Source organism: Pseudomonas sp. No.117 (assembly GCF_054558395.1).
The window spans coordinates 382,568-392,820 of record NZ_BAAJNP010000001.1 but is presented as its reverse complement, the minus strand read 5'-3'; the positions used below and the strand labels follow the sequence as shown (position 1 = coordinate 392,820).

Sequence of the window (10,253 nt, the reverse complement as noted above, 5' to 3'; positions counted from 1 at the left end):
CAAAGACGTCACGTTCGGTCTTCCAGCCGACAGGAGTTACCCCTGGCAAGGCGCTCTCCGCCCCGCTTTGGGCTATACTGCCCCGCTCATTTCCCAAGCCACGTCCGCCGCGTGGCTTCTTCATTTCAGAGGCACGACGATGAGCGCACTCGTAGGCGTGATCATGGGCTCCAAGTCCGACTGGTCCACCCTGAGCCACACCGCCGACATGCTGGACAAGCTGGGCATTCCCCACGAAGTGAAGGTGGTCTCCGCCCACCGCACCCCCGATCTGCTGTTCCAGTATGCCGAAGAGGCCGCCGGTCGCGGGATCGAGGTGATCATCGCCGGAGCCGGTGGCGCCGCCCACCTGCCGGGCATGTGCGCCGCCAAGACCCACCTGCCGGTGCTGGGCGTGCCGGTGCAGTCGTCCATGCTCTCGGGCGTCGATTCCCTGCTGTCCATCGTGCAGATGCCCGCCGGCGTACCGGTCGCCACCCTGGCCATCGGCAAGGCTGGCGCCATCAACGCCGCCCTACTGTCCGCCAGCATTCTCGGCGGCAAGTACCCCGAGTACCACGAGCGGCTGAACGCCTTCCGCGAAGAGCAGACCCGCACCGTGCTGGACAACCCCGATCCGAGGGAGCAGGCATGAAGATCGGCGTCATTGGTGGCGGCCAGCTGGGCCGCATGCTCGCCCTGGCCGGCACGCCGCTGGGCATGAACTTCGCCTTCCTCGATCCGGCCCCGGACGCCTGCGCCGCGGCGCTCGGTGAGCACCTGCGCGCCGACTATGGCGACCAGGATCACCTGCGCCAGCTGGCCGACGAGGTCGACCTGGTGACCTTCGAATTCGAGAGCGTCCCGGCCGAGACCGTGGCCTTCCTGTCGCAATTCGTGCCGGTCTATCCGTCCGCCGAAGCCCTGCGCATCGCCCGCGATCGGCTGTTCGAGAAGTCCATGTTCCGCGACCTGGGCATCCCCACCCCGGCCTTCGCCAACATCCTCTCCCAGGCCGACCTGGACGCCGCCGTGGCCCGTATCGGCCTGCCGGCGGTACTCAAGACCCGCACCCTGGGGTACGACGGCAAGGGCCAGAAGGTCCTGCGCCAGCCGGAAGACGTCACCGACGCCTTCGCCGAGCTGGGCAGCGTGCCGCTGCTGCTGGAAGGCTTCGTGCCCTTCAGCGGCGAGGTCTCCCTGGTGACCGTACGCGGTCGTGACGGCGAGGTGGCCTGCTACCCGCTGGTGCACAACACCCACGAGAGCGGCATCCTGCGCCTGTCGGTGGCCAGTTCCGACCATCCGCTGCAGGCCCTGGCCGAAGACTATGCCCGCCGCGTGCTGGAACAGCTCGACTATGTCGGGGTGCTGGCCTTCGAATTCTTCGAGGTCGAGGGCGGCCTCAAGGCCAACGAAATCGCCCCGCGGGTGCACAACTCCGGGCATTGGACCATCGAAGGCGCCGAGTGCAGCCAGTTCGAGAACCACCTGCGCGCCGTGACCGGCCTGCCGCTGGGCTCGACCGCCAAGGTCGGCGAGAGCGCCATGGTCAATTTCATCGGCTCGGTGCCGCCGGTGGCTGCCGTCACTGCCCTGGAAGACTGCCACCTGCACCACTACGGCAAGGCCTTCAAGGCTGGACGCAAGGTTGGCCATGCCACCCTGCGCAGCGCCGATGCCGCGACCCTGCAGACCCGCATCGCCGCCCTGGAAGCGCTGATCCAGGACTGATGCCAGACGGCTTCCGCTGCAGGAAGCCGTTTTCCCCTGAACCTCGGCGGATCACCGGTGGTCGGAGAGTACAACGACGCCTGCTGACCGGCGCCGTCCTTACCAGCACTCAAACAGGGGATTCTTCACATGGGCATCATCGCAACCATCATCATCGGTCTCATCGTCGGCCTGGTTGCCCGCTTCCTGAAGCCGGGCGACGACAGCATGGGCTGGATCATGACCATCATCCTGGGCATCGTCGGCTCCGTGGTCGCCACCTACCTGGGCCAGGCACTGGGCTTCTACCAGGCAGGTCAAGGTGCAGGCTTCATCGGTGCCGTGATCGGTGCCATCATCGTGCTGTTCATCTACGGCATGATCACCAAACGCCGCTAAGCAGCGGCTTCGCTGCGGCGAAGCCCCAGTAGCACAGCGTTTCCGCCCTCGGCGTCGCCAGTCGACCCGGGGGCTTTTTTATGGGCGTTGCGCGCGCAGGCATCGCCAGACTGGACCCCTGGGCCGCCGCGTCGCACACTCGGCCTTTTGCGCCGTACCTGCCCATGCCCAGACTGCTCCTCACCCTGCTGCTCGCCAGCCTGCCGCTGCTGACCCACGCCGCCAAGGGCGAACCGCCGGAAACCAACTGGCTGGACCTGCTCACCGCGGAAGACCGCCGGGCTCTGGAAACCATGCCCGAGATCACCCACAACAGCCCCGAAGCACCCGGCGGCTTCGGTGCACCGGGCGGACTCAAGCAGAAGGACCGGCGCCTGCCCGCGGTGATGCATTCCACCCGTACCGTTGCGGCCCTGAACGGCAAGACCGTGCGGCTGGGCGGTTTTCCGGTACCCCTGGAAAACGACGCCAAGGGCAACTTCCACCAATTCTTCCTGGTGCCCTATCCGGGCGCCTGCATTCACGTCCCGCCACCGCCGCCCAACCAGATCGTGCTGGTGCGCTATCCCAAGGGCGTGCCGCTACCGGACATCTACGAGCCCTACTGGGTCATCGGCACCCTGCACACCGAGGCGGTCGACAACGACCTCGCCCAGGCGTCCTACACCCTGGACGCCAGCAAGGTGCGCAAGGTAGAGGAGAGCGATCTCTGATGCCATAGGTTGGGCTAAGACAGCTCCACCGTCGCAGCCCAACAGCCAGAGGCAGCACCTTAGGGTGGACAACGGCGCAGCCTTGTCCACCAACGATCACACGCTAGACCCTAGGCCGACTGCCGCTCGCCGTAGCGCTGCTCCAGATAGGCGATGATGTCGTCCGACTCGTACATCCAGACGCTCTGATGGCCTTCATCGATGCGCAGGCAGGGCACCTTCACCCGGCCACCGCCCTGTTCCAGCTCGGCGCGCAGCTGCGGGTCCTTCTTGATGTCCTTGAGGCGGATCGGCAGGTTCAGTCGATGCAACGCCCGGCGCGTCTTCACGCAGAAGGGGCAGGCCTGGAATTGATAGAGCGACAGGTTCGCCAGCTCCGCCTCGATGGCTGCCTGGGCCGGCTCGCTGCGCTTGAGCTTGCGTGGCCGGGTCAGCAGATCCAGGCCGACGATCACCTGGCCGAGGCCGTTGCGTAGCAGATTGATCAACGGGATTCACCTTGAGGGTCGTTCGAGCCGGGCAGTCTACCCTATCGCCCCGAGGCTGCCCTCCCGCCAGTCGTTACGGAACGTCACCCGCAGGGCAGGGCTCTACAGCAGGGATTAATTCCTCGATGAGGACCTGTTGCATGCCGCTGTCTTCCGCAGAGCGCGACGCCTTTCGCCAGCTCGCCGCCGATCTTCCGGGTATCGATCTTCCGGTCTATGAACAGTTTGCCAAGGACCCGCTGGACCCCATCATCGGCCTGGGCGATCCCGCGGCCCCGCTGGGCTTCTTCGGCCGCGATCCGGGGCGCGACGAGGTGAAGTACGGCGAGCCCTTCATCGGCAGCGGCGGCCAGATCGCCCGCAAGGTGCTCTATCAGCACCTGTATGGCCAGCCCCCGGCCGACTTCGAGGCCAGCCGCAGCCTGAGCCAGCAATTCTTCTGGGCCAACACCGTGCCCTACAAGCCGCTCGGCAACAAGGCCTGGTCGGAACGGGTGAAGAAGACCTTCCACCCCCTGATGCGTCGCCTGCTGGTGGAGCATTGGCACGGCACCCAGCTCATCACCCTCGGCCGCGAAGCCTTCCTCTGGTTCGGCATCGGCCAATCCAAGGACGAACGCGCCCGCCTGGAAGCCTTCTGGAAGAGCGACCAGCGCTTCGACAGCAGCCTCGAGGTCACCCTGGAAACGGAGGAGGGCAGGCGCAAGACCATGACCCTCTATCCGCTGCCGCATCCGTCGCCGTTGAACCAGACCTGGTACACCAGGTTTCCGGGGTTGCTGGAGCAGCGCCTGGCGCACCTGGAGGTCGGCCTCGGGCATTGAGGCACGCCCTGGCGGCTTCGCTCACAACCAGCCGTATTCCGCCATGGAGACCGGTTCTTCGTCGCCGACGATGAAATGATCCAGCACCCGCACATCCACCAAGGCCAGGGCTTCTCGCAATCGCGCCGTGAGCAGGCGATCGGCCTGACTGGGTTCGGCGACGCCGGAGGGATGGTTGTGGGTGAGGATGACGGCCGCGGCGTTGTGGGCGAGGGCGCGCTTGACCACCTGGCGGGGATAGACGCTGGCGCCGTCGATGGTGCCGTGGAACAGCGCCTCGAAGGCCAGTACCCGGTGGCGGGTGTCGAGGAACAGGCAGCCGAAGACTTCGTGGGGTTCGTGGCGCAGGCGCGCCTTCAGGTAGTCGCGGACCTGTTGCGGGCTTTCCAGCGCCGAATCGCGCCTGAGCCCTTCGGCCAGATGACGACGAGCCATTTCCAGCACGGCCTGCAACTGGCTGAACTTGGCCGGGCCGAGGCCGAGGTGGGTACTGAAGGCGGCGAGATCGGCCTCCAGCAGGGCCCTGAGGCCACCGAATTCACCCAGCAGCTGACGGGCGAGGTCCACCGCGCTGCGACCGGCCACCCCGGTACGCAGGAAGATCGCCAGCAACTCGGCGTCGGTGAGGGCCTGGGCGCCCTGTTCCAGCAGTTTCTCCCGTGGCCGTTCCTGGGCCGGCCAATCCTTGATGCTCATGGGCGCTCCTTGTCTGGCGAGGCGCCTGCGTCCTGCAGGCGCTGTGCTATCTTAACCGCATCATTCGCGGGTGCACGCAGGCCTCGATTGGCCGCGTGAATCCTGCTCTAGACGGTTCGAAAACGGAACAAGGCAATATGCAGCGGCTCCATCGTAAACGCATCGTGCTGGGCGTCGGAGGTGGCATCGCCGCTTACAAGAGCGCCGAGCTGGTGCGCCGACTCAAGGACCAGGGCGCCGAGGTGCGCGTGGTGCTGACCCGCGGCGGGCGTGAATTCATCACGCCGCTGACCCTCCAGGCGCTGTCCGGCCTGCCGGTGCACCTGGATCTGCTGGACCCGGCCGCCGAAGCCGCCATGGGCCACATCGAGCTGGCCCGCTGGGCCGACCTGGTGCTGGTCGCGCCGGCCACCGCCGACGTCATGGCGCGCCTGGCCCAGGGCGTGGCGGACGACCTGCTCACCACCCTGGTGCTGGCCACCGATGCGCGGGTCGCCCTGGCGCCGGCCATGAACCAGGCCATGTGGCGCGATCCGGCCACCCAGGCCAATGCCGAGCTCCTGCGCAGTCGGGGTATCAAGTTGTTTGGCCCGGCCAGTGGCAGCCAGGCCTGCGGCGATGTCGGCCCTGGCCGGATGCTGGAGGCCACCGAGCTGGCCCAGCTTGCCGCGGATTGCTTCCAGCGCCTGGACCTGACCGGTCGCCATGTGGTCATCACCGCCGGCCCGACCCAGGAAAACATCGATCCGGTGCGCTACATCACCAACCACAGCTCCGGCCGCATGGGCTTCGCCCTGGCGGAAGCGGCGGCGGAAGCGGGTGCCCGGGTCAGCCTGGTGAGCGGCCCGGTGCACCTGCCCACCCCGGACCGCGTCGAGCGCATCGACGTGGTCAGCGCCCGCGACATGCTGGCCGCCTGCGAGGCGCTGATGCCCTGCGACGTGCTCATCGCCTCGGCGGCGGTGGCGGACTATCGCCCCGAGGTCATCGCGCCGCACAAGCTGAAGAAGGATCCCACCCGCGGTGATGGCCTGCTGCTGGAGCTGGTGCGCAACCCGGACATCCTCGCCACCCTGGCGGGGCGCCCGGATCGCCCCTTCAGCGTCGGCTTCGCCGCGGAGACCCAGAATCTGCTGGAGTACGCCCAGCGCAAGCTGCGCGACAAGAACCTCGACCTCATCGTCGCCAACGACGTGGCCAACCCGGCCATCGGCTTCAACAGCGAAGACAACGCGGTCACCGTGATCGACCGTGGCCTGCACGAGATCCGCTTCGAGCAGACCAGCAAGGGCAAGATCGCCCGCCAGCTCATCGCCCTGATTTCCACCCATTTGAAAGACACCGCCCAGACCCATGCATAGCCTTCAAGCCAAGATCCTCGACCCGCGCCTGGGGCGCGACTTCCCGTTGCCATCCTATGCCACCCCCGGCTCGGCCGGCCTCGACCTGCGCGCCATGCTGCAGGAGGACCTGGTGCTGGAACCCGGGCAGACCGCGCTGATCCCCACCGGGCTCGCCATCCATGTCGCCGACCCGTCGCTGGCGGCACTGATTTTGCCGCGCTCGGGCCTGGGTCATAAGCACGGCATCGTGCTGGGCAACCTGGTCGGCCTGATCGACTCGGACTACCAGGGCGAACTCATGGTCTCCTGCTGGAACCGCGGCCAGACCACCTTCACCATGAGCGTGGGCGAACGTATCGCCCAGCTGATGCTCGTACCTGTGGTCCAGGCGCACTTCGACATCGTCGACAGCTTCACCGAGACCGAGCGGGGCACCGGCGGCTTCGGCCATTCCGGAACCCGCTGACGCCAGGCACGCAAGGCACGCCGTGACATAAAGGAGAAGAGCGGCATGGCAAGGGGCAAGAACGGCAAGGATGTGCGGAAGGCGGCCCCCCGGGTCGCCGCGTTGCCCGGCATGGGGCCTGGCCTGCTACTGGCGCTCGCCGGCCTGCTGCTGGCGGCGCTGCTGCTGTGGTTCCTGGTGTTGCAGCCGCAGGGCGTGCGCAACCAGGAGCAGCAGGTCGACCAGGCGCTGCAGACCCAGGCCACCTCGCTCAACCAGGTACTGGTAGCCCTCACGCGGCGCCTGCAGGGCGTGGCCGGGGATGCCCTGGTGCTGCAGGCCCTGCAGGGCGACGATCCCGCCGCGCGGACGGCGGCGGAAACCCAGTTGCGCGAGCGACTGGGCGTGGTCGATGTGCTGGTGGTGCCGGCCGGCATGCGCCAGATCGAGGACGATCGCCCCGGCCCCCTCAACTATGCCGTGCTCGACCTGCTCAAGCGCCTGGAAAGCGGCCAGCGCACCCCGCCCGAGGCCTATCGGCTGGGGGATCGCTGGCTGGTCTACAGCGCCCAGCCCATTCGCCGCGGCGATCAGCTGCTGGGCAGCGCCGTGCTGGTGGAAGAACTCTCCGCCGTGCTGCAGAACTGGACGCCGCCGCCGGCCAACGTCGGGCAGTGGCGCCTGCTGCAGCAATTCCCCGGTGGCGGTAGCCAGGTACTGGCCAGCGGCGGTAATCCCGGTGATCCCGCCCTGGCGCGCCGCCTGGGCACTGGCAGTCCGCTCTGGACCCTGGAGTTGGCACCCGCGGCCACCGCCGGGGCGGAGACGCCGCTGGTCGCCCCGCTGGTCGCGCTGCTGCTGGCCCTGTTCGGTCTGCTGGCGGGCTTTTGGCTGTTTTCCCGGGAGCTGTCACGACGGCTCCGTGACGACGTCCGCACTCTTGTGGCCTATGCCGAGGAACTTGAATCCAATCGGATAGCCAAAAGCCCGGCCTTACGCCTGACGCTAATGGAACCCCTGGCCAAGGCGACGGCCCGATTGGCCAGCCAATCGGCCGGGTCGTCGCCGGACCTCTATGCCACGGCCCCCAGTGATGCCGTGGCCAAGACCCTGGCGGAGTTTGCCGACAGAGGCCGCCCTACCCAGAGCGAGCCGCTGTTCCAGACCACCGACATCCTCGATATCAGTATCCTCGACGAAGACCAGGATCTCCTGGGATTGGAGAAACCCCCGATGAGCACTACCCCGCAAGCCCCCCAACTCAACGCCAGCATCTTCCGCGCCTACGACATCCGTGGCGTGGTCGGTGACTCCCTGACCGCCGAAGCCGCCTACTGGATCGGGCGCGCCATCGGCTCGGAGAGCCTGGCACGTGGCGAGCCCAACGTGGCCGTCGGCCGTGACGGCCGGCTGTCCGGCCCGGAACTGGTCGCCCAACTGATCAGGGGCGTGGCCGACAGCGGCGCCAATGTCAGCGACGTCGGCATGGTGCCGACCCCGGTGCTCTACTACGCCGCCAATGTGCTCGAAGGCAAGTCCGGCGTCATGCTGACCGGCAGCCACAACCCGCCGGACTACAACGGCTTCAAGATCGTCATCGCCGGCGAGACCCTGGCCAACGAATCCATCCAGCGCCTGCGCCAGCGCATCGAGACCGGTGACGTGGCGAGCGGCCAGGGCCAGATCCAGCAGGTCGATGTGCTCAAGAGCTACGCCGACTACATCCGCAACGACGTAGTGCTGGCCAAGAAGCTCAAGGTGGTGGTGGACGCCGGCAACGGCGTGGCCGCGGTCAACGCGCCCCAACTGATCGAATCCCTGGGCTGCGAGGTCATCCCGCTGTTCTGCGAGGTGGACGGCAACTTCCCCAACCACCATCCGGATCCGGGCAAGCCCGAGAACCTCGAAGACCTCATCGCCAAGGTCAAGGTAACCGGAGCCGACCTGGGCCTGGCCTTCGACGGCGACGGTGACCGCGTCGGCGTGGTGACCAACGAAGGCAAGATCATCTACCCCGACCAGCTGCTGATGCTGTTCGCCAAGGACGTGGTCTCGCGCAACCCGGGCGCCGACATCATCTTCGACGTCAAGTGCACCCGTCGCCTGAACAACCTCATCGCCGGCTACGGCGGTCGTCCCATCATGTGGAAGACCGGCCACTCGCTGATCAAGAAGAAGATGAAGGAAACCGGCGCCCTGCTGGCCGGCGAGATGAGCGGCCACGTGTTCTTCAAGGAGCGCTGGTTCGGTTTCGACGACGGCATCTACAGCGCCGTGCGTCTGCTGGAGATCCTCAGCCAGGAGAAGGGCAGTGCCCAACAGGTGTTCGATACCTTCCCGGTAGACATCTCCACCCCGGAGATCAATATCCAGGTGACCGAAGAGAACAAGTTCGGCATCATCGAAACCCTGCAGCGCGACGCCCAGTGGGGCGATGCCCAGATCACCACCCTGGACGGCGTCCGCGTCGATTACCAGAACGGTTGGGGCCTGGTGCGTGCGTCCAACACCACGCCGGTGCTGGTGCTGCGCTTCGAGGCGGAAACCCTCGAGGAGCTGGAGCGCATCAAGACGGTGTTCCGCAAGCAGTTGCTGGCGGTGCAGCCGGATCTGAACCTGCCGTTCTGACCCCTGGTCAGCGGTAGCACAGAGGGCGCCTAGGCGCCCTTTGTCTTTTCTATGTCGACCTTGAGAGGTGAGCCATGACCCTGAGCCGCGAGGATGCCTCGCACGTCGCCGAGGTGCTGTCCGAGGCGCTGCCCTATATCCGCCGGTTCGTCGGCAAGACGCTGGTGATCAAGTACGGCGGCAACGCCATGGAGAGCGACGAGCTCAAGGCCGGCTTCGCCCGCGACATCGTGCTGATGAAGGCGGTGGGCATCAACCCGGTGGTGGTGCACGGCGGCGGCCCGCAGATCGGCGACCTGCTCAAGCGCCTGTCCATCGAAAGCCACTTCATCGATGGCATGCGCGTCACCGACGCCCAGACCATGGACGTGGTGGAGATGGTGCTGGGTGGCCAGGTCAACAAGGACATCGTCAACCTGATCAACCGCCATGGCGGCAAGGCCATCGGCCTGACCGGCAAGGACGCGGGCCTGATCCGCGCCACCAAGCTCAAGGTCAGCCGGCAGACGCCGGAAATGACCAAGCCGGAAATCATCGACATCGGCCATGTCGGCGAGGTCACCGGGGTCAACACCGACCTGATCAACATGCTGGTACGCGGCGACTTCATCCCGGTCATCGCCCCCATCGGCGTGGGTCAGGACGGCGAATCCTACAACATCAACGCCGACCTGGTGGCGGGCAAGGTGGCCGAGGCGCTCAAGGCCGAGAAGCTGATGCTGTTGACCAACATCGCCGGCCTGATGGACAAGCAGGGCCAGGTCCTCACGGGGCTGTCCACCGAGCAGGTCAATGGCCTGATCGCCGACGGCACCATCTATGGCGGCATGCTGCCGAAGATCCGTTGCGCCCTGGAAGCGGTGCAGGGCGGCGTGCAGAGCGCCCACATCATCGACGGCCGGGTACCCAACGCGGTGCTGCTGGAGATCTTCACCGACATCGGCGTGGGCACCCTGATCACCAATCGCAAGCGCTGATCCTGCCTCTCGCTAGACCGAAACGGCGCCCCAGGGCGCCGTTTTCAT

Annotated in this window: 11 protein-coding genes; 9 read left to right on the top strand and 2 right to left on the bottom strand. The window is 66.7% G+C overall.

The window, feature by feature from the left end:
* The first annotated feature begins 139 nt into the window (after nucleotides 1-139).
* The 4 genes from purE (at nucleotide 140) to ACYJP6_RS01805 (ending at nucleotide 2,804) form a co-directional block, all read left to right on the top strand.
* Nucleotides 140-634, top strand: coding sequence for a 5-(carboxyamino)imidazole ribonucleotide mutase (gene purE / locus ACYJP6_RS01820; protein WP_027598658.1), 495 nt, complete (start codon nucleotides 140-142; stop codon nucleotides 632-634).
* Complete coding sequence (locus ACYJP6_RS01815) at nucleotides 631-1,713, top strand: 5-(carboxyamino)imidazole ribonucleotide synthase (RefSeq protein ID WP_459472880.1); 1,083 nt, start codon at nucleotides 631-633, stop codon at nucleotides 1,711-1,713. Before purE ends, ACYJP6_RS01815 begins: the two co-directional genes overlap by 4 nt.
* A gap of 129 nt (nucleotides 1,714-1,842) precedes the next feature.
* Nucleotides 1,843-2,091 carry a GlsB/YeaQ/YmgE family stress response membrane protein gene (locus tag ACYJP6_RS01810; protein WP_459472879.1) on the top strand — a complete coding sequence of 83 codons (249 nt, stop codon included), beginning with the start codon at nucleotides 1,843-1,845 and terminating at the stop codon, nucleotides 2,089-2,091.
* 164 nt (nucleotides 2,092-2,255) lie between these two features.
* Nucleotides 2,256-2,804 carry a DUF3299 domain-containing protein gene (locus ACYJP6_RS01805; protein ID WP_459472877.1) on the top strand — a complete coding sequence of 183 codons (549 nt, stop codon included), beginning with the start codon at nucleotides 2,256-2,258 and terminating at the stop codon, nucleotides 2,802-2,804.
* Between the two features lie 110 nt (nucleotides 2,805-2,914).
* Here the strand turns inward: ACYJP6_RS01805 and ACYJP6_RS01800 are convergent, their stop codons facing one another.
* Nucleotides 2,915-3,292: a glutaredoxin family protein gene (locus tag ACYJP6_RS01800; RefSeq protein WP_459472875.1), complete on the bottom strand. Its 378-nt coding sequence runs from the start codon at nucleotides 3,290-3,292 to the stop codon at nucleotides 2,915-2,917.
* A 140-nt stretch (nucleotides 3,293-3,432) separates the two neighbouring features.
* Here ACYJP6_RS01800 and ACYJP6_RS01795 point away from each other — a divergent pair, with 140 nt between their 5' ends.
* Nucleotides 3,433-4,116, top strand: a complete 684-nt coding sequence (locus ACYJP6_RS01795; RefSeq protein WP_459472873.1) for a uracil-DNA glycosylase family protein — start codon at nucleotides 3,433-3,435, stop codon at nucleotides 4,114-4,116.
* Nucleotides 4,117-4,137: 21 nt separating this feature from the next.
* On the opposite strand, the gene radC is transcribed toward ACYJP6_RS01795, so the two are convergent.
* The gene (gene radC, locus ACYJP6_RS01790) at nucleotides 4,138-4,812 is read right to left on the bottom strand and encodes a RadC family protein (protein ID WP_459472871.1); all 675 of its coding nucleotides are present in this window, start codon (nucleotides 4,810-4,812) and stop codon (nucleotides 4,138-4,140) included.
* A 137-nt stretch (nucleotides 4,813-4,949) separates the two neighbouring features.
* Here radC and coaBC point away from each other — a divergent pair, with 137 nt between their 5' ends.
* From coaBC to argB, 4 genes are all read left to right on the top strand, one after another.
* A complete protein-coding gene (gene coaBC, locus ACYJP6_RS01785) occupies nucleotides 4,950-6,173 on the top strand; it encodes a bifunctional phosphopantothenoylcysteine decarboxylase/phosphopantothenate--cysteine ligase CoaBC (RefSeq protein ID WP_459472870.1) in 1,224 nt (407 codons plus the stop codon).
* A complete protein-coding gene (gene dut, locus ACYJP6_RS01780; RefSeq protein WP_459472868.1) occupies nucleotides 6,166-6,621 on the top strand; it encodes a dUTP diphosphatase in 456 nt (151 codons plus the stop codon). Before coaBC ends, dut begins: the two co-directional genes overlap by 8 nt.
* 1,212 nt (nucleotides 6,622-7,833) lie before the next feature.
* Nucleotides 7,834-9,228: a phosphomannomutase/phosphoglucomutase gene (gene algC, locus ACYJP6_RS01775; protein WP_459473411.1), complete on the top strand. Its 1,395-nt coding sequence runs from the start codon at nucleotides 7,834-7,836 to the stop codon at nucleotides 9,226-9,228.
* Between the two features lie 74 nt (nucleotides 9,229-9,302).
* The gene (argB, locus tag ACYJP6_RS01770) at nucleotides 9,303-10,205 is read left to right on the top strand and encodes an acetylglutamate kinase (RefSeq protein WP_459472866.1); all 903 of its coding nucleotides are present in this window, start codon (nucleotides 9,303-9,305) and stop codon (nucleotides 10,203-10,205) included.
* The last annotated feature ends 48 nt before the right edge of the window (nucleotides 10,206-10,253 follow it).

Coding starts and splice junctions, on each gene's coding strand:
- purE (WP_027598658.1), top strand. CDS start 140: ATGAGCGCACTCGTAGGCGTGATCATGGGCTCCAAGTCCGACTGGTCC.
- ACYJP6_RS01815 (WP_459472880.1), top strand. CDS start 631: ATGAAGATCGGCGTCATTGGTGGCGGCCAGCTGGGCCGCATGCTCGCC.
- ACYJP6_RS01810 (WP_459472879.1), top strand. CDS start 1,843: ATGGGCATCATCGCAACCATCATCATCGGTCTCATCGTCGGCCTGGTT.
- ACYJP6_RS01805 (WP_459472877.1), top strand. CDS start 2,256: ATGCCCAGACTGCTCCTCACCCTGCTGCTCGCCAGCCTGCCGCTGCTG.
- ACYJP6_RS01795 (WP_459472873.1), top strand. CDS start 3,433: ATGCCGCTGTCTTCCGCAGAGCGCGACGCCTTTCGCCAGCTCGCCGCC.
- radC (WP_459472871.1), bottom strand. CDS start 4,812: ATGAGCATCAAGGATTGGCCGGCCCAGGAACGGCCACGGGAGAAACTG.
- coaBC (WP_459472870.1), top strand. CDS start 4,950: ATGCAGCGGCTCCATCGTAAACGCATCGTGCTGGGCGTCGGAGGTGGC.
- dut (WP_459472868.1), top strand. CDS start 6,166: ATGCATAGCCTTCAAGCCAAGATCCTCGACCCGCGCCTGGGGCGCGAC.
- algC (WP_459473411.1), top strand. CDS start 7,834: ATGAGCACTACCCCGCAAGCCCCCCAACTCAACGCCAGCATCTTCCGC.
- argB (WP_459472866.1), top strand. CDS start 9,303: ATGACCCTGAGCCGCGAGGATGCCTCGCACGTCGCCGAGGTGCTGTCC.